Raw genomic sequence first — 21,029 nt, 5'->3', positions numbered from 1 at the left:
TGTTCAGTGCTAAAAATGTGCAATGCGGAGGGGATTATATGAGCTTCTATAATATCAAACAAAAGTTGAAAGATTTTTCAATTTATGCAAAAAACAGATCCTAGCAATAATACAAATGAACAACTCAAAGAAATTGAAAGAAATATAGGTAATCAATTGCCTTCCGACTATAAGGATTTTTTGAAGGGATATGGAGGCTGTTATTTAGAAAGTAAAAAAACAACAGATGAAGTTGAGTATGACGTTTGCTACAAACCTATAGAGAAAGATCCTTGGATGGGTAAGGAAGATGATACACAATTACTAGAGAGCTTCTATGGTTTAGCTAACGATCATAACAGTCTCCAAGAAGCAATTAATACTTATTCTGATCGCTTTCCTAGGAATATTATTCCTATAGCAAGCTCGGCAGGTGGTAATGAAATATGTATGGACATCGACAATGAAAAAGTTTTGTTTTGGGATCACGAATTAAGTCAGCCTGATAAAGACTTTTTCCTAATTGCCAATTCGTTTGAGGAGTTTATCCTAAGTTTAGTAGACGAACCAATTGAAACTGATGATAATGACATTGATGTGGAAATTGAGATTTTAGACAATGACTTTGGAAAATTGCTCTTTGGTAAGGACAATTAGCTTTTATTTTTAGGAAAAGTATTGCAAAGTTAAGCTCTCAGAAAGAGAGCTTTTTATTTTCGATAGAAACTAAATATAAAAAGGGAGAGAGGTTATGGATTCGTACCAAATAAAGAAATTAAAACCCGAAGAGAATTAAATAAGTGTAATAATATTTGGGACATGGAAAAGAAAAAGAAAATGGCTAAGGTGTTTTATGACGAATTAGTAAGCGGAAACAGAATTACTTTTATTTACATCAGTGAATGACGAGTTTATAGGAGAAGGATCGTTAGTTTTTCAAAACAATGACCCAGATTATACCATTCCGGATAAACGCATTTATCTATCTCGTATGATTGTTAAAGAAGGATATCGAAATTGTGGGATAGGTGGTATTATTGTTGATTATTTGATTGATTATGCTAAACAACTTGGATATGAGGAAATAACACTCGGTGCAGATACAGATAACTTAAACGCAAGGTATCTATATGAAAAGAAGGGTTTTACAACCGTATTATTTCTTGGTGAAGATGAATATGGTGAATATGTAAAACTCCTAAAAGTATTAAAATAAAATTCCCGAGATTATGGTGAATGTGTGGGAGGTTACTTTCACAAACGATGATAGACGGTAACTTAATCTAATCTAATTAGATCGTTATTAAGATGCGGATTAGCATTTATCCTCTCAAAACCAACCCGTACTGAACTAGGATACTGTTGGCTGAGTAATTTTTTTCATGTATTGTATTTTATGGTATTCTCGAAATGAAAGGAGGAGACAATGAAAAAGAAATTAATTGGGGTCTTGATCATTGTTTGTTTCTCTGTGTTCATGTATGGCGCAGTTACACATTCTTTTAAAAATCAAAAATCCACTGAGGAAGTATTAGAAAGTGCATGGGATGAATTTGGCTTATTTAGCTTTGGAATTGGAGAAACAGACCCAGTCATATCAATTGGTATGGATAAAACAAAAAATGAAGAAGAATTACGGCGCTATCTAAACGACAATTTATCTGAGGAAGCTAAAGAAAAATATAAAGTTAAAATCATTAAAAAGGATATCAATCTTTTAGAAGAACAACATGAAAAGTATTTAGAAAGTGTTGAAGCACATTGATACATTAAAGCTTCTTATCGGCTCTAAATAAAATAACGATGATATCCAATAAACAAAATTTTTGTAAACATTCCAATTATTTCATTTAATCTGTTATAATCAAACTGTGAAATACAAACTGGTTATATTACTATTTCTTTAATAAGAAATGCTGCATAAAATAAAAAGACCAGGGTGTTGGTAGCACCCCGGCTCTGTACAAAAAGCTGCCCATCAAAGGGCTTGCTCGATGTAGTTTCATGATAGACCTAACCCTTCAGGTTTCCAGCTCAAGGGAGGTCTATTTCTTATTGAACTTTTTATCATTTACTTTCAGTTCATTTCCATTGGTGTCGACATTATAGGCTTTTACGTTCCTCTCCTAGATACCAAAAAGCAAATGGATTTGACAATTGATGATCCTTAATGGTGTTGTTATTTAATGTGTAATAATATGGTTCATGTTCAGCTAACAAGACGATATCGTCTGAAGAAGGGGTTTTTTTCTGGATATATGGTATATCCGGTACTTTAAAGTATCGTTTATTGAATTTTTCTCCTTGGGATGTGGATATGAGTACGCTTTTCTTGATGAGTGGATTTGAATAGATAAAAAAGATTTTATCTTCGGCTGAATTAATTTTAGAAGTACGTACAGAGTGTTCACTTTTATTTATAAAGATTGCATAGATCAACAATATAACTATTGCACCAATTAGAACTCCTGAAATCCCATATAAAACATAAGACTTTTTCATATAACGCTCCCTATCTTTTATATAAAATAAAAAGACACTTGCAGAATAAATCTGCAAAGCAAATGATTAGGAGCAGACAGTTTTTAATGAGCGGTCAATATCTGCAGGTGTGACAAGTGCGCCTCCATTACTGTCTAGGTCGGTTCCTTTTGTATTTTTGTATGATTGCCACACAAGTTTAGAGCAATACTATTTATTTGTGCTTTTTTTGGTTGCAGCCACTGAATAAGGCTTACCTGTTTTACTACTAGCATATCTCTGGGCCTTTACCTTATCATAGATATCTGCGCCCTTAACATACTGTTTCTTTTTGCTTTTGAATCGCTTACCCCAGTTGTTCTGATAATTCCTTACCACTTTCATGCGTCCATAATTTTGTTATGGATGATAAGAAATAAATACGGATTAAAAGCGATCTTACGAGTTGTTTCTTATACACCTGGAGGCACAGCTTTGCATAGAGCAGGTTTGACAGGTGGCCACAAATTATAAAATAAAAAGCCCACTCATATGAGTAGGGCTAAATTAATTTTTAACCTCCGACTGGCCTTTCAGCTACCTGGATGTTAGATGGTGAATCTGTACTCAATTGCGTTAAAGCTACCCCACTTAAAATTACAGTTAAAATAGATACGCAAAGCACAATTTTTTTCATAAGATTCCCTCCACCTGATTCATTTTCTGTTCAGCCCAAATTTTTTCATTGAAAAAGCTTGTTGCTTCTTCAAAAGCACCTATTGATTCAAACCTTTTTGCAGCTATGTAGGACAATTCATCTACACTTTCAAGGTCATTTTGTTGTTTTAAAAACTCAATGTAACGGATGCAATTATTGAAGTTGTTTTTTAATTCACCACAATATAGGTTGTATAGGGTGCTAATTTTGGCTTCGTATACCTTATTCTCCATTAATATGAGTCTTTCCTGTGCTTTATTGTAAAAATTAATGGCTTTCATTTTTTCGTCAATTTTAAATAGCTCCTTAATCATCATGAATAAAGAATTTATATAATAATTTGAATTCATCCAAGATTCATTTCCAATAGCTTTTTCGAGAGATTTAATGCACTTATCAGGTTTGTCCCAATCAGAATACACGATACTAAGGTTGTGATATAACTGAGCTTCCAAATATTCATCCTTTGTTTCTTGTGCAATGTCTATTGCTTCTAAATAATATGTTTCTGACTCCTCAAACCGTTTCATATCGGAATAGTTTGCAGCCGCAATCATTGTTGAAGTTGCCAGTTTGCATTTATAGTCAGGGTGTCGCTTATATATTGCAATTGCATTCTTGATATAGTGTTGTGCCACAATGCTTTGTTTAACAAGAGTGTATAAGTAGGAGACCTTGGAGTAGAATTCAGCTGCTTCAATTTCATCCGGAATTTCTGCAAGCTTTTTCTCAGCTAATCCATATAAGTTAATTGCTCGATCATAATTTTTGTTGTATGCCTCGTACATTGCTTCGAATAAATAAAAGTTATATTCCAATTTATCGTTCGTTCTTTTTATGAAATTTTCATTCTCTTCAGTGAAATAAGTGTGCTTTTGTAAAGGCTCTCCGCGTGAAGAGTGTAGCAACATTTTGTGTCTTTCTTCTAATAAACTGTAATATGCAAGAACTTCTTGATCCTCTTCCATATCATCGAACAGACTTTTAATCTCTGAGTAATATTTTATTGACTCATGTACCTTTTGTTTCTTTATAGCAATGTACCAATCATTCAGTGTAGTAGCAACAACTTCTGAAGCGATCTTGCTCATCCAAACCCCTCTTTCTGAAAATTTCAAAAATCCTTTGGGAATAATCATAACATAGTCATTGAAAAAATTGTAAAAGGATGTAGAGATTTTGGGATTTTCTAATTTGAAAAAACGAAAAAAATACCCTCCTCGTTAGAGAAGGGTACGTGTTCAGTTTGCTGTTGCTTTTAGTGAGGCAAGCCATTCATCTAATGTTCCTGAGAAACCTTGTTGAACGGTTAATTCATATGCTGATTTTCCATCTTTACCAGCAGCACCAGTAGCTCCTTTAGCTCCAGTACTGCCTTTTTCACCTTTTAATAAAGCTAACCATTCAAAAGTGATGAATATTCAAGGCGGGAGTAAGGGAAATTAACAAAAAAATGTGAGGGAATGTAGATGAAACGATTTATCTTGGTTATACCTTTATTGGCTGCTGTTATTGCCTCTCCAACTCAAATGAAAGCAAGTCCAATGCCTTGTAGTGCAGTACTCGAACCGGTGAATCAAAAACTGAAAAATGCGAAGGGTGCGGCACTAATCTATAAAGTGCAGTTTTATCCGCCAAGTGCTGCAAGAACGAATATGAGTATTCTTGCTGTCCACCTTCCTCAACCATCTTCTTATGGAAGCTACGACAGTTATGAAGGATTTGCCGCCAAAACAGGGGAGATCAGTTGGCGATTTAAACTATATCCGACTCCCGAGGGAGAGAGTCCTAATTGGGCTGGAAGGATTGATTCCATATCAGCTGAAATGACAAATGTTAAAGTGCAAGTACGCCTTTCAAATTCTAAGACACAAAAGTTGGGGCCGAGTGTATTAACAAACAATATTCAATCTTGCTATTAGAAATGTAGAGTTCTTATCAAAGAGAGCAATGCGACTGGATCTTTTGTAAATTGTCAAAAAGGTAATTGATCGAGAAATTCTGGTGAAAAATGAAGAAGAGTCCATTAAGATGGAATGTCTGGAGTCAATTCATCATTTGACAGAAGAGAGCCGGCAAAAGTCGATATTGCGTTTGATTTTGTACATAGAAAGACGGCATAAAAAGAAATGGTTAGCTAAAAAAAGGCAAAGAGTCAACGCTCTTTACCATCAGGTGTTTTCCTTAAGCGGTCTGCAATATGCTTAATTAAATTCAGCGCAGCAGTCACTAATCCAATAACTAAAACAATTTCAAGTAAGAGGATAAATCCAAAATTTAAACCGCGACTTTCAAAGTAATCATCGGTAAAAAAGAGAAATTGATAAATTCCAAGCATTAGCACAATAAAGGAAGCGCCTATAATCGCCAGAGACTTTTTAGAGAACTCCTTAGTATGGTTAAAATTATAAACCAATAAGAACAAGAATAGACAAGCCATGGCGATCTTATGAGTCAATGAATCACTTGCTGAGAACCCTTGCACAAGTAAGGAGATAATTAATCCGGTCATTCCGATTATTTTATTCAATATATCACCTGCTTTGTATAAGTATGACCTTAGATGTCAGCTTACCAATTAAAGGTGATATTCTCAACATAATGCAGTTTAAACTTAACTTAAAATCGTAATTTTAAGAACAAATTTAGAGTGGATCATGACATGCTGTTTATTATGCTGTAAACAAACGCAACAATAAATAATGGATAAGAGATAACAGCAATTAGTTTTGAAGATTTGCTCTTTTTTTCAAATGTGTATATTAGTGCAAATCCTAAAAGAAATATTGTGACAAACCAAGAAGAATAGGATGGATACAATGCAATAAGTAAGACAATAAGAGTGGATAACGCAAAAGAAGAGTCAAGTGTTATTTTCTGATCGTTTTTCAAATAAACCGCCTCCTTACACATATTCCCCCATATAAAAACACTTAAACATTATATTAAGTCAGCATGATTAAATGATAAACATTTTAAGTAAAGAACAAGATAAAGCAATCCGGCATTTCAAGGACAAGCTGAACATGTCTGAAAAACTGTACATACCCTTAGTTAATGTAAACTGCTTATAGATAAGCAAAATGATTAAGCGGAAAGGTGTATAGACTTATAGGACCTTATAATATAAACATTAGATCGCTTAAAGAAGGTGATGTGGTTGATCAGTCAATTGAATATTTCATGATGCAATTTGTGCGGTTCTATAATGGTGAAGACCTCACCGTGTTCCATTTGTCTAGGAGGAATTTGTTTAAATTCATAAACATGAGGCGTTTTAGTCTGTCATTTCCTAAAACGGTGTTTTATTCTTGTTACAAATATGCAAGAAGGGCGGTTTTAACTTGTATAGAGTGTTTATAATGCTATTAATTTTGTTATGTATAACATTAGGGTGTCAAAACCAACATAACAAACATTTTATGGAGGCTGAGCAAACTATGGTCGGCTATGTCATTTTAAAAAGAGAGAATCAAGCAATTCTCATACCTAATGAAAAAGCTGATGTTAAAGACTATGAAAATCTTAGTGAAAAAGAGATTATTGAAAAGTATAGATCGGATATAGTTTTACTGGGGCTTAGTCAACTTAACAATAAAGATGACTTGAGCAAAGGACAAAAAATTCGTATTTGGTATAAAAAATTAAATGAATCTTCACCTCCAAAAACAAACATCTCAAAGTTTGAAAGTATTTAGTACATCTCTTTAATTCCTAGGAATACCGCTGCAAAACTGAAGCGGCATATTAAACAGAAATAATGTCTTCAAACCTCATCTCATTCTTTATTCGCGGTGGCTTATTCCTGCCCCGAGATTTATTTGACGATTGTTGACTCAGGTGCAGAGAAGGCATATGTCAAGAACACATTTTGAATTACTGGGCACCTTGAATAAAGCCAGCATTCCCATATTCATATGCGAAGAGATCGGTACTGAACGCTGGATAAAGAAAAAAGTTAACCATACATATTATTTGAACAAGCTTTCCGAGGCTTTGATAAAGAAAGAACAGTCAAGAGACGAACCATTACATACATATAATACTCCTGTGAAAGCGGGGGTGTAGTTTTGGAACCTTACCAACGTTATGAGGAATTAAAGAAGAAAACAATAAAGGTTGTCCATAAAGATAATTACAGTATCCGTTATATAGATCAGGATGAAGCGAGTAATGACTTAGATGAATTTTATAAACAATTTGCTCAGCATTTATTGGAGGCTGCTTTGGAAAGGAGTGCAGAGTAAGCTTCTTTTTTTGATTTGTTTGTGGTAAGTATCTTAATAAACGGCTTTATCGGTACTGATATTAATCACATGCGTCACTTCTTGCAGCAAAGCGGCTTCTGCGACATTTTGTCCGCCGATAAGGTTGGTTTGAATGGCTTCAAAGGGATTATCCTCACATGTCGGAACCTGCTTCAGCGCAGCTGTGTGAAAGACAATATCAACACCTTTCATCACTTGGTTGACTCTTCTGTAGTCACGAACATCGCCGAGCACAAACGACAGTCTTTGTTCATCGGCGTATTTTTGTTTCATCACATATTGTTTGCTGTCATCTTTGCTGAACACAATGATTTCTTTAGGGGTTAAGAGCAAAAGGCGTTTTACAATTTGGCTTCCGATTGATCCTGTCCCGCCTGTGACGAGAACAGTTTTATCGTGAAAAAACGGTTGTAGCTCTACTGCTTGCTGTTTAGGCATGGCTTATCCTCCAACTCTCGTTTCTCTACCATGCATCATATGTTGAACAATTTCAGCGAGTTAATGAAAGAAACCAATAAATCAAAAATTAGAGAAAAACATTAATCTGATGCGCTTTCATATCGCTTTACCCGGTTAATAGAATAGAACTTACAAATAAAACAATGTACTAAATATTCATCGAGAATATTTGCTCACGTCAATTTTTTCTCTTCATAAATTCTCACATGCGGACAATCTTCACAAAAACTTAACACTGAACTTCCTGTATGTATTTTACAATTAAAGTGCATTTTCATAAAAGGAGGAAGGAAAATGAATCATTCAAAAACACTTTTGTTAACCGCGGCAGCCGGATTGATGCTCACATGCGGTGCGGTTTCTTCCCAGGCCAAGCATAAACTGTCTGATCCTTATCATTTTACAGTGAATGCGGCGGCGGAAACGGAACCGGTTGATACAGCCGGTGATGCAGCTGATGATCCTGCGATTTGGCTGGACTCCAAGAATCCTCAGAACAGCAAATTGATCACAACCAATAAAAAATCAGGCTTAGTCGTGTACAGCCTAGAGGGAAAGATGCTTCATTCCTATCATACCGGGAAGCTGAACAATGTTGATATCCGCTATGATTTTCCGTTGAACGGAAAAAAAGTCGATATTGCGGCGGCATCCAATCGGTCTGAAGGAAAGAATACCATTGAGATTTACGCCATTGACGGGAAAAACGGCACATTACAAAGCATTACGAACCCAGACCGCCCGATTGCGTCAGCAATTGATGAAGTATACGGTTTCAGCTTGTACCATAGTCAAAAAACAGGAAAATATTACGCGATGGTGACTGGGAAAGAAGGCGAATTTGAACAATACGAATTAAATGCGGATAAAAATGGATACATATCCGGCAAAAAGGTAAGGGCGTTTAAAATGAATTCTCAGACAGAAGGGATGGCAGCAGACGATGAATACGGCAGTCTTTATATCGCAGAAGAAGATGAGGCCATCTGGAAGTTCAGCGCTGAGCCGGACGGCGGCAGTAACGGAACGGTGATCGATCGTGCCGACGGCAGGCATTTAACCCCTGATATTGAAGGACTGACGATTTACTACGCTGCTGACGGGAAAGGTTATTTGCTTGCATCAAGCCAGGGTAACAGCAGCTACGCGATTTATGAAAGACAGGGACAGAACAAATATGTTGCGGACTTTCAGATAACAGACGGGCCTGAAACAGACGGCACAAGCGATACAGACGGAATTGACGTTCTGGGTTTCGGGCTGGGGCCTGAATATCCGTTCGGCCTTTTTGTCGCACAGGACGGAGAAAATATAGATCACGGCCAAAAGGCCAATCAAAATTTTAAAATGGTGCCATGGGAAAGAATCGCTGATAAAATCGGCTTTCACCCGCAGGTCAATAAACAGGTTGACCCGAGAAAACTGACTGACAGAAGCGGAAAATAAACATGAAAAAAGCAGCTTATCCAAGCTGCTTTTTGATGTGAAGAGCGTTTCATGAGAAAGTCTTGGAACGGATAGCCGTAAGCACAGCCGGCAGCAGGTCATACGTGTACGCCGGTACTGTCTCTTGATAGTTAAGCGCCGCGATTTGTTTACGTTCACCCGGGTTTGTCATATAAAAATGGATCTTATCCGCAAAATCCGCAAGCCCGCTGTAAGAAACAAATGATGAAAACGGGGGCGCGGGAGAAAGGTCTGTCAGCTGAAAGGCCTGACAAGCCGCAATGTCTAAGCTTCTCGTATTTAAACTGATATTTTCGATGCCGCGTCCGTTCTGATTGAGCGCAAACCGATAAGAACGGTGAGGGTTTAAGACCACGTCTGCGCTGTTGTAATATAATGCGGCACGTTCGGGTGCAATCCATTCATCCATTACGAGCACATTTTGCTGCCTGGCGATTTTTTTAGGCAGATGTCTGCGCCATCCCTTCCCGATGATACGAAGCGTATACGGAAGCTTTGCCGCTGCTTTCACCAGTTCAACGCGGTTCGGATACGGGTATCCGATCAGAAGCAGATTTGTGTGAAGAGAGGCTTCAGCAGGTTGTTTCTTAAAAAGCCGCTGATTAACGGGGATCGGGACATAATATACGTGCTGTAAGCCCATTTGCCGGTAAGCATCAAGCGCGTTTTGTTCTATCGTCAAAACGGCATCGGCGAAAGGGGCGATTGTCATGCTCACATCGAAATAAAAAGGATCCTCCGTCATCCATAGATAAACGGGAATCTGTTCTGTCTTCAGCCATTGAAGCCATTCAGACGGAATACGGTCTCCCGTCATCATCAGACTGATGTCTGGTTTGAATGCCCGTATACTGCGAATGGTATCTTCCTCAAACTCAGAAACAGAAAAAAAGCGGACGGAAGACTGTAAAAAGCCTTCCTCGATCCAGCGGTCAAAATACGTGTATATGCCTTTATATCCTGAACGGATATATAAAACGTTCATATGCTGTTACGAAGTGAACGTGACACTTTCAACTTTGTCGACGTCAAGCAATGTTGTAGCAGAGCCTGCCGGTGTAACGGAATTTTCCTGCGTAACAAAAACGATTCCGTGAATTTCGTCAAAGGCAACAAATTGAACCGGGCCGATCATGTCTCCTGAATCCATCACAATGCTGATGACAGTGCCGGGCTGAATTCTTGCAAAAATCCATCTCGCCGCTAATGAAATACCGCTTCCCAATACAGATTGTGCGCTGAGACTGTCTTTCGCCGCTGCTTCATCTACTTTTGCATCAATTGCCGATTCCAATAATTCTTTTACGCTGTTTTTCACGTTATCTCCTCCATCTGTACCGCCAGATAAAGCGCTGTTGTCAAATACAGGGGCTAAAAGAGTCTTCAATAAGTTCTTTTTAAGCTCCAAACGATCCTCGCTCATGCGGACATACACCTCCTTTAACAATTTCAACCTCACGTTTATTCATATTCCTGATTGAAGAGATTGGTATAAGTCGAATGCCGTTTTGCTTGTGTTTTTTTCAATATTTAATCAAACAGCTGAATTTTCGAATCAGGCTTTGTTTGCCTATGCGGATTGTAAGAGTATGACATACGTTGTATAGATTAAAAAATGAAGGAGAGGAATATTTTGGATTCAGGAGAAACTGTAAAACACGGGGGTTTTGAGGAGGAATTTCAGCTCGTACTGCTTCTTCTTCTTTTGTTATCCCGTCAGCCGTCCGGAGATCATTCAGATTTGCGGCGTCAGCTTGTAATGGCAAAAGAGCTTGGGGTTCCTGTATCGTGCGTCAATCTGATTAACGGCAGCACACTGCAAAACGTAATTGTCAAAGAAGTGCTGTCAGATTTGGCCGTTTTTCAAAATCCGCTCAATAATACGAGATCAAACGTCGCGATTTCAAGCATCGTCAGCTGGGGTGCTTTTTAATAACGGATATCAGGCTCTGTCTCTTTCGGAGCCGTTTTTTACGTTTTACAGAAGGGGTGATGGGATGGAAAAGAAGATCTCAATTATCTTAACGAGTTACAACAAACCGGATCTTGTGAAACAGGCGATTGAAAGTGTTTTGCATCAGACCTACAGCAATTGGGAGCTGTTTGTGATGGATGATCATTCAAATGAAGAAACCTCGGCTGCCATCAGCACGTATATAAAAGATCCTCGCATATATTATGACAACAGTTTTATCAATCCTGCCGAACGGCTGAAGTCGACCCGGTATGCCGTTTTGATTAATGATGCGCTTTCACGGGCTAAAGGCGAATACATCACTTATTTGACAGACGACACCGTATTTCATCCGGATAGGCTCAGCCGCATGGCGGAAGCGCTTAATCAATGCAGCGAGTTTGATGCCGTCTATTCCAGCCAGAAGGTGATACATGTAAACGGACGCGGAACAGAACAATTCCACTTCTATCGTTTTGCTGAAGAGGTGCTTGATCAGGCCGCTTTTCTCGTTGATCACTGTTCAGTGATGCACCGGAGATCATTGCTTGAGCGTGTGAAAGAGAAGTTCGACAGCTTTTGGGACGAAGATGTTATGCATTGGAATCACGGAGACTCTGTTTTTTGGAGCAGGCTCAACACATTTACATCATTTCTGCCGATAAAAGAAGTGTTGGATACGACCTATAAAACACCTCACTCATTTCAGAACACATATCAATCGCTTCCGTCTGTCTTGATCGATGGGTCTTTTGTAAAAGGGACGGACCAGAAAGTATATCAGCTTGACCGAAATAAAAGGAAGCCTGTAAACGAGCGCTGGCACACGTTATATGAAGGGCGAACCGTCGTCATTCCGGATCCGTTTTTATTTCAATATGAGGAAGAGAACTCCGTCAGTATTCCGAATTTTCAGCTCGTCAGGGATCAGTTTCATGTTTATTTTATAGAAGACGGGGAGAAAAGGCTGGTTGATCATAGCGCATTTCGCTTTTACCGATTTAAACGGCATGACATCCCGGCTTTAGAACGGGACGAATTACAAGCGCTTCCGGACGGTCCGCCGATCAGCCGGGGGACATCGGGCTGTATTCAACATCTGCCCGGGAGAATGCTGTTTCGCATTGAACGGGAATTTTATGTTTATTTGAGAGGGGTTCTCCATCCGATCAGTCATGACGTAGCGAAACGCTTTTTTGCGAATCAGAAGGCGATACCCATTTCCTTTCAGCAAATTAAACAATTACCAATTGGAATGCCGTTCTATCCGGTGTACGATGAAATTATGAGAAATCTCAATATAACAAAAGGTTGAGAGATGCAGTTGGATGTGTAAGGAAAAGGAGAGCTTTTATGACCGATCAATTTGATAAAACCGAGAAGCAGTATATAGAGCTTACTTCCGGCATTCAGAGGTTCGAGCATTTCAGTGTATATACGGACCCTTTTTTGCCGCAGATTTTTTCGCATAACTTTGTTCAGCTGCACCGTACATTTCCGTTAGACAAACTTCTGCCGTTTTTTTCGTCCGTTCCGGGCATGCTTCAAGCCAATTATATTCATGTGAAAGCGGCTCCGGAGCACGCGTTTCCGCTTCTTCTGAAACAAACTCTGGTAAAGCAGGGCTGCGTAGTGGAAGATGAGCTGTTTTTTGCAAGGAAACTGGAAAATGGGGACCGGCAGGCCGGACACCCGCTCACTGCTTGGGGGACGGAAAAAAGCCTCGCCGACGGGTCGTCTATTATGAACATCTATGATGCCCTTTACATTGGCGAGGCGGCGGCCGAACAAAAGCTTGAGCGGAAATATCCTTTGTATAAGGACGGAACGGTTATGCTTGTCGTGTGCTACAGCGACGCCTCGCAAACGATTCCGATCGGCTGCGGAGAGCTTTTCATCAACAAAGCAGATAAAACCGCAAAAATAGAAGAAGTCGCAATTCTGGATCAATTCCAACGAAAAGGCTACGGATCGATATTGATGAATGAGCTGATGGCGGCGGCAAAGCTGAACGGCATGGAAACCGTATACCTTGTGACGTCCGGGATGGACGGTGTAAACCGCTTTTATGAAAAACTCGGCTTCAAAAGATTTCGGCGCGTGCATACAATTTTTCATTATTTTCTTACATAGTTGGGCATTCGCATAAACCAATTGGGAGTTGGCCCGCATACAATGCCGTATATCGTAAGAAGAAAGGATGATTTACGTATGTACGGATATGGCTACGGTTGCGGCAGTTTTGGCTATGGTTACGGGCACGGCGGCTGCGGAGGCGGAACCAGCACTTTTGTGCTGATCGTGGTATTGTTTATTTTATTAATCATCGTCGGTGCGGCTTTTATTTGTTAGACTGAAAAAAATCCAATAATGAAAATCAGCCTGCAGAGAACATCACTTTCTGCAGGCTTTTTGTTATTTCCATGCTGAAAAAATCAGCTTGAAAAACATTTTAATACATATTACCTTCTGGAGAAGGGGGCGAAAATGTGAACATAACGATTGAAGAATTACCTGAATCAAGAATTGCTTATTTCCGAAACATCGGAGAGTATGGCGGAAAGCAAAACAAAGAACTGATGGAGTCATTTAAAAACTGGGCGCAATTGAATGGTCTGCTTGATCATTCTGTCATTTTAGGAATTCCGCAAGACCATCCGAATCGTACTCCTAAAGAGAAATGCCGTTATGATGTTTGTCTTGTTATCAATCAAGACCATGTGCCTGAACCAGCCCGGATCGGTACATTTTCCGGAGGGAAGTACGCTGTCTTCTTGCTTGATCATACAAAAGAGGCAGTCAGTGGATTTTGGAATACTGTTTTTTCTGAGATCGAAAAAAATAATTTATCAATCAGAGAACAGCCCATTATCGAAAGGTATACTTTACAAAAGGTGAATCATCATTTGTGTGAAATATTGATTCCCATACAGTAAAGAAGACGGGGATTTTCCGCCTTCTGCTTATACTGATTCAGATCAAAAATGATGTGATGATGAACTGAGCAAAGAATAAAATCAACAATAGAAATAGAATTTCCAGAACGCTCTTCAGGCTGTCGGGACATCTCCGGCAGCCTGTTTTACGGAAAGGTATTTTCTGCAAAAAACTTTCTGAAGGATAAGAATGCGGTTATTCATCTGTTCATACAATGAAGCAAATGGGTTTTTGAGGTGGAAAGATATGGGGAGCTATTTAATCAAACCGGAGCTTGACGCAAATTATCCGTCAGTCAGTCATGGAAAGGGATCATATGTGTATGATCAGGAGGGGAACAAGTATCTTGACGGAGCATCGGGGGCGGTCACTTGCAATATCGGCCACGGCACGGAGGATATTATACAAGCTTTAAAAGAGCAGCTTGACTCCGTTTCGTTTGTGTATCGCTCGCAATTCACCAGTACTCCGGCAGAAGAACTGGCTTTATTTCTGGCTGATCATCTGCCGGGCGGGCTGAATTGGTCATTTTTTGTAAACAGCGGCTCAGAGGCAGTCGAAACAGCGATGAAAATGGCCGTTCAATATTGGCAGGAAAAAGGGCAATACCAAAAATCCGTCTTCCTATCAAGATGGGGCAGTTACCACGGCATTACTTTGGGAGCGCTTTCATTATCGGGGTTCTACGAACGGAGATATCGCTTCACCCAGCTGCTCGAACGGTTTCCGGCCGTTTCAGCACCTAATATGTATCGTTCTGAGCTGCAGGGAGAGGAATTTGTGAAAGCTGCGGCGGCTGAACTGGAAACGGCTGTTCAGCGGATCGGTTCCTCATTTATCGCGGGATTTGTCGCAGAACCGATTGTCGGAGCAGCCGGAGCAGCCATCACTCCGCCGGCAGGTTATTATGAAGCGCTTGAGGAGGTCTGCCGCCGGCACGGTATTTTGTTTATCGCGGATGAAGTCATGACGGGGCTCGGGAGAACAGGGCGGATGCTTGCTTCTGAGCATTGGGGGATCGCACCTGATATCGCGGTGCTCGGAAAAGGGTTAGGCGCCGGTTACGCTCCGATAGCGGCAGCCGTTGCGTCTGATGACATCATTGAAACGATCAAGCGGGGCTCCGGGGTCATTATGAGCGGACATACGTACAGTGCCAACCCATACTGTGCAAGAGCGGCGCTTGAAGTGCTTCGCTATGTTAAGAAACACGAGTTGCTCCGGCAGTCAGAGGAAAAAGGCGTAACGCTGAAGCGGAAATTAGAAGAAATCAAAGAGCGCAGCGGGGTGATCGGGGATGTCCGCGGTAAAGGCCTCCTGATCGGGGTTGAATTCGTTAAGGATAAAACGACGAAGGACATTTTTTCGAAAAAACAGGCCTTCACCGAAAAAATCATTAAAGCGGCAAAAAAACGGGGCCTGCTTATCTACCCTGCAAAGCCCGGCATTGACAGCGGAGAAGGAGACGCCGTCATCATTGCCCCGCCGTTCACGATTTCATATGCCGAGCTGGATGAGCTGTCAGATCTATTTTCCCAGTCCGCAGAAGAAGTTGAAAAAATGATGAAGAAGGATTGAGCTGATATGTCTATTTTTCATAAAAAAATCGATATTCATGAAGCAATTGCCGATGTCAAGGACGAATCTGTCATTATGTTCGGCGGTTTTGGGGGAGTGGGTTCACCTCCGTCATTAATCGAAGCGATTTTGGAAAGCGGCGTTAAAGAGCTGACCGTCATCTGCAATGATGCCGGATTTCCGGAAATCGGCATCGGCCCGCTTATCGTTCATAAGCGGGTGAAAAGGCTGATCGCTTCCCATATCGGCTCCAATCCTGTCGCGGGCAGACAAATGACTGACGGAGCGCTTGAGGTGGAATTTTCGCCGCAAGGGACGCTTGCTGAACGGATTCGCGCAGGCGGAGCGGGGCTAGGCGGTATTTTAACTGATATCGGCATTGATAACGCAACCGTTTGTGAAAACAAAGAAACCGTAACGATTGACGGAAAGTCCTATTTAGTTGAAAAAGCGCTGACTGCTGATTTCGCTTTTGTGTCCGCACATATTGCTGATGAATTCGGAAATCTGACGTTTGACAAAACGGCGCGCAACATGAACCCGCTGATGGCTGCTGCGGCCGAAAGAACATTTGCTGAGGCGGCAGAGATTGTGCCTGCCGGCGAACTTGACAGCGAGCATATTGTAACGCCGGGCGTTTTCGTAGAGGGTGTCGTGCAAAGTGAAGGAGTGAAGTGGAGATGGGCTTGGGAATAGCGGAAAGAGAGAGTATCGCGAGGCGGGCCGCCAGTGAAATTACCTCAGGTATGATTGTCAACCTGGGGATCGGCATTCCTTCTTTAGTGCCGAACTTTCTGCCGGCCGGCATGGAGGTAATGCTGCAGGCGGAAAACGGCGTCCTTGGGATCGGCGGTAGTCCGGAGCGCGGAGAGGAGGATGAGCTTTTATGCAATGCGGCCGGATTTCCTGTCAGTACAGTTAAGGGTGCTTCCTATTTTGATTCAGCTCTGTCTTTTGCCATGATCAGAAAAGGGCTGATAGATATTACCATTTTAGGCGCGCTCCAAGTCAGCAGAACAGGTGATCTCGCCAATTGGCTCGTGCCGGGGAAAAAAGTGCCCGGAATGGGCGGGGCGATGGAGCTTGCCCAAGGCGCGAAAAAAGTGGTTGTCGTCATGAGCCACACCGATCAGAAAGGCCGGCCGAAGCTGGTCGAAAGCTGTTCATTGCCGCTTACAGCAGCTGGCTGTGCAGATCTCATCATTACAGAGAAAGCCGTCATCAGCATAGATGATGGGGCTTTTGTTCTTGAGGAACTGCTGAATGGCACGACCATAGACGATGTCATTCAAACAACGGATGCCGAAATCAGATTGGGAGAATGTTTTCTTAAAAGGGGGTCTGTCCATGGATCAATTAGAAAAGAAAGTCACTGAGTGGGCGGAAGAAAACACAGCAAAAGCGGTAAGCCTGCTGAAACGGCTGATCGGGGAAAAAAGCACGTTCGGCCATGAATTTAACGCACAGGCAGTCGTTTTAGAAAAACTGAGACAGTTTGACATGGATATTGATGTATGGGAGCCGAGTGTCAAACATTTGAAAGAGCATGCTTATTTTGTATCGGAACGCGAAGCCTTCCATGAAAGCCCGAATATCACAGCCGTAAAGAAAGGGGCCGGGGGCGGAAGATCACTGATACTGAACGGACATATTGATGTTGTCCCGGAAGGAAATCCCGCCGCATGGACGTATGAACCGTTTACCGCTGTTGAAAAGGACGGCAAAGTTTACGGCCGCGGGTCAACGGATATGAAAGGCGGCAATACAGCCCTCTTGTTTGCGTTAGAAGCGCTTGAAGCCTGCGGGATTATGTTAAAAGGAGATGTTCTGTTTCAAAGTGTCGTAGATGAAGAGTGCGGCGGCGCGGGAACACTGGCGGCTGTTATGAGGGGCTACAAGGCTGACGGGGCGCTTATTCCCGAACCGACTAATTTAAAGCTGTTTGTTAAGCAGCAAGGGTCTATGTGGTTCCGCATTACGGTAAGGGGATTGTCCGCACACGGCGGCACCCGCTATGAAGGGGTGAGCGCCATTGAAAAAAGCCTGCATGTCATCACAGCCCTTAAAGAGCTTGAACACGTCCGCAACGCCCGTATCACAGACCCGCTTTATCGGGACGTTCCTATTCCGGTTCCCATTAATATCGGCACCGTCCAAGGGGGAACGTGGCCATCATCGGTAGCTGACCGTGTGGTGATAGAAGGCAGGTGCGGAATAGCTCCGGATGAAACGCCCGAAGCAGTAAAAGAAGAGCTCGCAAGCTGGCTGAAAGATTTGGAGTACCGGGATGAATGGTTTAAACACCACCCGGCGGAAATAGAATGGTTTGGGGCTCAGTGGCTTCCGAATGATCTCCCGGATGAGCATCCGCTGATTTCCGCTCTGGAATCTTCTTTTGAGAAAATGAAAGGGGCAAAACCGGTTCGTGAAGCGTCCCCGTGGGGAACGGACGGAGGGCTTTTGCAGCACGCGGGACAGACGCCGGTCATCGTCTTCGGTCCTGGAGAAGTCAAGGCGGCGCATCAGGCGAATGAATACATTGAAATCCGGGCGTTAATCGATGCCGTCAAAATCATTTCTCTTTTTATCATGGAATGGTGCGGGGTGGCAGATGGGGGTGACGGAGCTGATAAAGGAACTGAGGGCTGAAAAGGGAGCGGCCGAGATTGATGCAGACCGTTTCAATGAGCGGCTCAGAGTCATTCGTTATGAAGGACAGATCACGGCGCTTATTCCGGCCGTTTTGGCAGAAGCAAAGCAAGAAGGAGCCCAAAAGGTAATTTTCTTTGCCAAGCGCGGCGATGAGCCGGAATTTGTCAAGCATCTTTTTATTGTTGAGGGTGTCATAGACGGGTATTACAACGGGGATGAGGCTGTTGTGATGGTGCGCTATTTAGCAGAGGAACGGAGACGGTCAGATTCATATGTATCAGAAGATTCGACTGTTGACCGTTTATATGAGACACCGCGGCGGGGACTGACTCAGACAGAGAGCACGCTGATGTTCAGAAAAGCGGACGAAGATGATGCAGACCGTTTAACGCACTTATATAAACATGTTTTTCTTACCTATCCGACTCCTGTCTTTAATCCCCTTTATATTAAAAAAACAATGAGAGAAAACACCATCTATTATGCCGCATTTGATCGGGATCGTCTCATTGGGGCGGCAAGCGCAGATATCAATCCGGTATTGGGGCACGCTGAAATGACCGATTGTGCGGTTCTGTCAGATTACAGGGGGAACTCCGTAACGGCAAACCTGTTTAAAGCGTTGGAGCAGGAACTCGCTGGCCGGGGAATCATCCATCTTTTTTCCTTGGCCCGTGCAGCGTCTTACGGGATGAATGCCGTTTTGTACCATGCGGGATACGGCTACAGAGGCAGGCTTGTGAACAACTGCCGCATTTCAGAAGGGCTCGAAAATATGAATATATGGTGTAAGACTTTACGTTTGGCCATTCATAAGGAGGAATTCGTTTGACAAACAAATGGTTTCAGCCGAAGCGTCATTGGAAGGAGATTGAATTGTGGAAAGATGTGCCGGAAGACAAGTGGAATGATTGGCTGTGGCAGCTCACCCATACTGTAAGAACCGTCGATGACCTGAAAAAAGTCATTCATTTGACCGAAGAGGAAGAAGAAGGCGTCAGGATGTCTGTAAAAACCATTCCCCTGAACATTACGCCTTATTATGCTTCTTTAATGGATCCCGATAACCCGAGATGTCCGATCCGCATGCAGTCCGTGCCGCTGTCAGAAGAAATGCACAAAACGAAATATGACCTTGAAGATCCGCTGTTTGAAGATGAAGATTCACCGGTTCCCGGTCTTACGCACCGCTATCCCGACCGCGTTCTTTTTCTGGTGACAAATCAATGCTCGATGTATTGCCGATATTGCACCAGAAGGCGTTTTTCCGGACAGATCGGAATGGGGGTGCCGAAAAAACAGCTTGATGCGGCCATCGCTTACATCCGGGAGACGCCGGAGATCCGTGACTGCCTGATTTCCGGCGGAGACGGGCTTTTAATCAACGATCAGATTCTGGAATATATTTTGAAAAACCTGCGTGACATTCCCCACCTTGAAATTATCCGGATCGGAACGAGAGCGCCCGTCGTATTTCCGCAGCGGATAACGGATAACCTTTGTGAGATTTTGAAAAAATATCATCCGGTCTGGCTGAACACTCATTTTAATACGAGCATCGAACTGACGGAAGAATCGGTTGCGGCGTGTGAAAAGCTCGTTAACGCAGGTGTTCCGGTCGGTAACCAGGCCGTTATTTTAGCAGGCATTAACGATTCGGTGCCGATTATGAAAAAACTCATGCATGATTTAGTGAAAATCCGCGTGCGTCCGTATTATATTTATCAATGTGATTTGTCAGAGGGAATCGGCCATTTCAGAGCGCCTGTGTCAAAAGGATTGGAAATCATTGAAGGACTGAGGGGCCACACAACGGGCTTTGCCGTGCCGACCTTTGTCGTCGACGCCCCGGGCGGAGGCGGTAAAATCGCCCTGCAGCCGAACTACTTGCTCTCCCAAAGTCCGGAGAAAGTTGTGATCAGAAACTTCGAAGGGGTGATTACATCTTATCCCGAGCCGGAAAACTATATCCCGAATCAAGCCGATGACTATTTTGAATCTGTTTTTCCGGGAACGATGGCCAAACACGAGCCGGTCGGACTGAGCGCCATTTTCGCGGACAAAGAGGTTTCGTTCACACCGGAAAATGTATCGAGGATCGACAGGAGGAAAACGTTTACATCAAACCCTGATCATGAAACACTGAAAGACCGCAGGGAAAAGAGAGATGAATTGAAAGAAAAGAAATTTATTGCACAGCAAAAGAAAGAGCAAAAAGCAGGATCGGAAGTCGGAGGTGAGTCGCCGTGAAGCCATGCGAGTGGTGCGGCAATCAGAAGGCGTCAGCTAGTCAGGCGGCTGTGTACTGGGAGCTTCCTGACGGTACGAGGGCCATAGAAATTACAGAAACACCCGCATTCGCCTGTTCCTCCTGCGGCATGACTTATCAGGAGGAAGCGGTCATAGCGGAAATCGAAAATCAGCTTTTTTTAGTCGATGCAAAAAAATTACCGGAAACACTCACATATCAAGAGCTGATGGAGACAGAACGGATCTTGAAACGAAATTATTTTGACTTCTCCTAGTCTTCTTTTGTTGTAATTTCACACTTGAATTG

Annotated in this window: 25 protein-coding genes and 5 pseudogenes; 22 read left to right on the top strand and 8 right to left on the bottom strand. The window is 42.2% G+C overall.

All coding sequences use genetic code 11. The annotated features are described in order from the left end of the window. Positions 1–38 precede the first annotated feature (38 nt). The 3 genes and pseudogenes from MY7_RS08865 (at position 39) to MY7_RS08855 (ending at position 1,744) form a co-directional block, all read left to right on the top strand. Positions 39–636, top strand: a pseudogene (locus MY7_RS08865) (SMI1/KNR4 family protein). 238 nt (positions 637–874) lie between these two features. After that, positions 875–1,195, top strand: a pseudogene (locus MY7_RS08860) (GNAT family N-acetyltransferase); the annotation flags it as partial. 210 nt (positions 1,196–1,405) lie between these two features. Further along, positions 1,406–1,744, top strand: coding sequence for a hypothetical protein (locus tag MY7_RS08855; protein WP_007612065.1), 339 nt, complete (start codon positions 1,406–1,408; stop codon positions 1,742–1,744). Between the two features lie 338 nt (positions 1,745–2,082). Here MY7_RS08855 and MY7_RS08850 read toward each other — a convergent pair whose 3' ends face one another. Next, positions 2,083–2,481: a hypothetical protein gene (locus MY7_RS08850; RefSeq protein WP_007612064.1), complete on the bottom strand. Its 399-nt coding sequence runs from the start codon at positions 2,479–2,481 to the stop codon at positions 2,083–2,085. A 387-nt stretch (positions 2,482–2,868) separates the two neighbouring features. Here MY7_RS08850 and MY7_RS19180 point away from each other — a divergent pair. Next, positions 2,869–2,973 (top strand): annotated as a pseudogene (locus MY7_RS19180) (DNA polymerase); the annotation flags it as partial. Positions 2,974–3,013: 40 nt separating this feature from the next. On the opposite strand, the gene phrK reads toward MY7_RS19180, so the two are convergent. Continuing rightward, positions 3,014–3,136, bottom strand: coding sequence for a phosphatase RapK inhibitor PhrK (gene phrK, locus MY7_RS19175; protein ID WP_016936664.1), 123 nt, complete (start codon positions 3,134–3,136; stop codon positions 3,014–3,016). Continuing rightward, positions 3,133–4,248, bottom strand: coding sequence for a Rap family tetratricopeptide repeat protein (locus MY7_RS08840; protein WP_029326141.1), 1,116 nt, complete (start codon positions 4,246–4,248; stop codon positions 3,133–3,135). Before MY7_RS08840 ends, phrK begins: the two co-directional genes overlap by 4 nt. Before the next feature lie 378 nt (positions 4,249–4,626). Here MY7_RS08840 and MY7_RS08835 point away from each other — a divergent pair, with 378 nt between their 5' ends. Both MY7_RS08835 and MY7_RS20150 read left to right on the top strand, forming a co-directional pair. Further along, positions 4,627–5,079, top strand: coding sequence for a hypothetical protein (locus tag MY7_RS08835; protein WP_007612060.1), 453 nt, complete (start codon positions 4,627–4,629; stop codon positions 5,077–5,079). Positions 5,080–5,217: 138 nt separating this feature from the next. Beyond that, positions 5,218–5,296, top strand: a pseudogene (locus MY7_RS20150) (hypothetical protein); the annotation flags it as partial. Positions 5,297–5,312: 16 nt separating this feature from the next. Here MY7_RS20150 and MY7_RS08830 read toward each other — a convergent pair. Together MY7_RS08830 and MY7_RS08825 are read right to left on the bottom strand one after the other, a co-directional pair. After that, positions 5,313–5,687, bottom strand: coding sequence for a YoqO family protein (locus tag MY7_RS08830; protein ID WP_029326142.1), 375 nt, complete (start codon positions 5,685–5,687; stop codon positions 5,313–5,315). Between the two features lie 125 nt (positions 5,688–5,812). Beyond that, positions 5,813–6,049 (bottom strand): hypothetical protein, encoded by a 237-nt coding sequence (locus MY7_RS08825; RefSeq protein ID WP_007612058.1) that lies wholly within the window; start codon positions 6,047–6,049, stop codon positions 5,813–5,815. 461 nt (positions 6,050–6,510) lie between these two features. On the opposite strand from MY7_RS08825, the gene MY7_RS08820 reads away from it, so the two are divergent. From MY7_RS08820 to sprB, 3 genes and pseudogenes are all read left to right on the top strand, one after another. Then, on the top strand, positions 6,511–6,855 hold the full coding sequence (locus MY7_RS08820; RefSeq protein WP_224224354.1) for a DUF3221 domain-containing protein: 345 nt from the start codon (positions 6,511–6,513) through the stop codon (positions 6,853–6,855). A 190-nt stretch (positions 6,856–7,045) separates the two neighbouring features. After that, positions 7,046–7,225, top strand: a pseudogene (locus MY7_RS08815) (hypothetical protein); the annotation flags it as partial. A gap of 2 nt (positions 7,226–7,227) precedes the next feature. Then, a complete protein-coding gene (sprB, locus tag MY7_RS19560; RefSeq protein WP_007612049.1) occupies positions 7,228–7,404 on the top strand; it encodes a recombination directionality factor SprB in 177 nt (58 codons plus the stop codon). 33 nt (positions 7,405–7,437) lie between these two features. Here the strand turns inward: sprB and MY7_RS08810 are convergent, their stop codons facing one another. Continuing rightward, positions 7,438–7,863: an SDR family NAD(P)-dependent oxidoreductase gene (locus tag MY7_RS08810; protein WP_007612048.1), complete on the bottom strand. Its 426-nt coding sequence runs from the start codon at positions 7,861–7,863 to the stop codon at positions 7,438–7,440. Between the two features lie 315 nt (positions 7,864–8,178). On the opposite strand from MY7_RS08810, the gene phyC reads away from it, so the two are divergent. Continuing rightward, complete coding sequence (gene phyC / locus MY7_RS08805; protein WP_007612047.1) at positions 8,179–9,330, top strand: 3-phytase; 1,152 nt, start codon at positions 8,179–8,181, stop codon at positions 9,328–9,330. A gap of 49 nt (positions 9,331–9,379) precedes the next feature. On the opposite strand, the gene MY7_RS08800 is transcribed toward phyC, so the two are convergent. Both MY7_RS08800 and MY7_RS08795 read right to left on the bottom strand, forming a co-directional pair. Next, positions 9,380–10,336 (bottom strand): CgeB family protein, encoded by a 957-nt coding sequence (locus MY7_RS08800; RefSeq protein WP_007612045.1) that lies wholly within the window; start codon positions 10,334–10,336, stop codon positions 9,380–9,382. 6 nt (positions 10,337–10,342) lie between these two features. Further along, the gene (locus tag MY7_RS08795) at positions 10,343–10,774 is read right to left on the bottom strand and encodes a hypothetical protein (protein ID WP_029326144.1); all 432 of its coding nucleotides are present in this window, start codon (positions 10,772–10,774) and stop codon (positions 10,343–10,345) included. Between the two features lie 210 nt (positions 10,775–10,984). Here MY7_RS08795 and cgeC point away from each other — a divergent pair, with 210 nt between their 5' ends. The 12 genes from cgeC (at position 10,985) to MY7_RS08735 (ending at position 20,997) form a co-directional block, all read left to right on the top strand. Next, positions 10,985–11,284 carry a spore maturation protein CgeC gene (cgeC, locus tag MY7_RS08790; protein ID WP_029326145.1) on the top strand — a complete coding sequence of 100 codons (300 nt, stop codon included), beginning with the start codon at positions 10,985–10,987 and terminating at the stop codon, positions 11,282–11,284. Between the two features lie 64 nt (positions 11,285–11,348). Then, positions 11,349–12,620: a glycosyltransferase family 2 protein gene (locus MY7_RS08785; protein WP_007612031.1), complete on the top strand. Its 1,272-nt coding sequence runs from the start codon at positions 11,349–11,351 to the stop codon at positions 12,618–12,620. 38 nt (positions 12,621–12,658) lie between these two features. Beyond that, positions 12,659–13,438, top strand: a complete 780-nt coding sequence (locus MY7_RS08780) for a GNAT family N-acetyltransferase (protein WP_007612030.1) — start codon at positions 12,659–12,661, stop codon at positions 13,436–13,438. 78 nt (positions 13,439–13,516) lie between these two features. After that, a complete protein-coding gene (locus tag MY7_RS08775; protein ID WP_007612029.1) occupies positions 13,517–13,657 on the top strand; it encodes a YjcZ family sporulation protein in 141 nt (46 codons plus the stop codon). A gap of 137 nt (positions 13,658–13,794) precedes the next feature. After that, positions 13,795–14,241, top strand: a complete 447-nt coding sequence (locus MY7_RS08770; RefSeq protein WP_007612027.1) for an AraC family transcriptional regulator — start codon at positions 13,795–13,797, stop codon at positions 14,239–14,241. 247 nt (positions 14,242–14,488) lie between these two features. Further along, on the top strand, positions 14,489–15,820 hold the full coding sequence (locus tag MY7_RS08765; RefSeq protein WP_007612025.1) for an aspartate aminotransferase family protein: 1,332 nt from the start codon (positions 14,489–14,491) through the stop codon (positions 15,818–15,820). 6 nt (positions 15,821–15,826) lie between these two features. Then, positions 15,827–16,516 (top strand): CoA transferase subunit A, encoded by a 690-nt coding sequence (locus MY7_RS08760; RefSeq protein ID WP_003153673.1) that lies wholly within the window; start codon positions 15,827–15,829, stop codon positions 16,514–16,516. Then, positions 16,501–17,196 (top strand): 3-oxoacid CoA-transferase subunit B, encoded by a 696-nt coding sequence (locus MY7_RS08755; RefSeq protein ID WP_007612023.1) that lies wholly within the window; start codon positions 16,501–16,503, stop codon positions 17,194–17,196. Before MY7_RS08760 ends, MY7_RS08755 begins: the two co-directional genes overlap by 16 nt. Continuing rightward, positions 17,162–18,469, top strand: a complete 1,308-nt coding sequence (locus MY7_RS08750) for a peptidase (protein ID WP_139325681.1) — start codon at positions 17,162–17,164, stop codon at positions 18,467–18,469. The genes MY7_RS08755 and MY7_RS08750 overlap by 35 nt, the downstream gene beginning before the upstream one ends. Beyond that, positions 18,432–19,304: a putative beta-lysine N-acetyltransferase gene (gene ablB / locus MY7_RS08745; protein WP_032864648.1), complete on the top strand. Its 873-nt coding sequence runs from the start codon at positions 18,432–18,434 to the stop codon at positions 19,302–19,304. The genes MY7_RS08750 and ablB overlap by 38 nt, the downstream gene beginning before the upstream one ends. Beyond that, entirely contained in the window at positions 19,301–20,722 is a 1,422-nt protein-coding gene (gene ablA / locus MY7_RS08740; RefSeq protein WP_007612018.1) for a lysine 2,3-aminomutase, read from the top strand. Before ablB ends, ablA begins: the two co-directional genes overlap by 4 nt. Next, complete coding sequence (locus MY7_RS08735; protein ID WP_029326147.1) at positions 20,719–20,997, top strand: YokU family protein; 279 nt, start codon at positions 20,719–20,721, stop codon at positions 20,995–20,997. Before ablA ends, MY7_RS08735 begins: the two co-directional genes overlap by 4 nt. Positions 20,998–21,029: the final 32 nt, after the last annotated feature.

Source organism: Bacillus sp. 5B6 (assembly GCF_000259405.1).
In the GTDB taxonomy this organism is placed as follows: domain Bacteria; phylum Bacillota; class Bacilli; order Bacillales; family Bacillaceae; genus Bacillus; species Bacillus velezensis.
The sequence above is the reverse complement of the archived record's forward strand: the minus strand, read 5'-3'. Positions and strand labels throughout refer to the sequence as shown.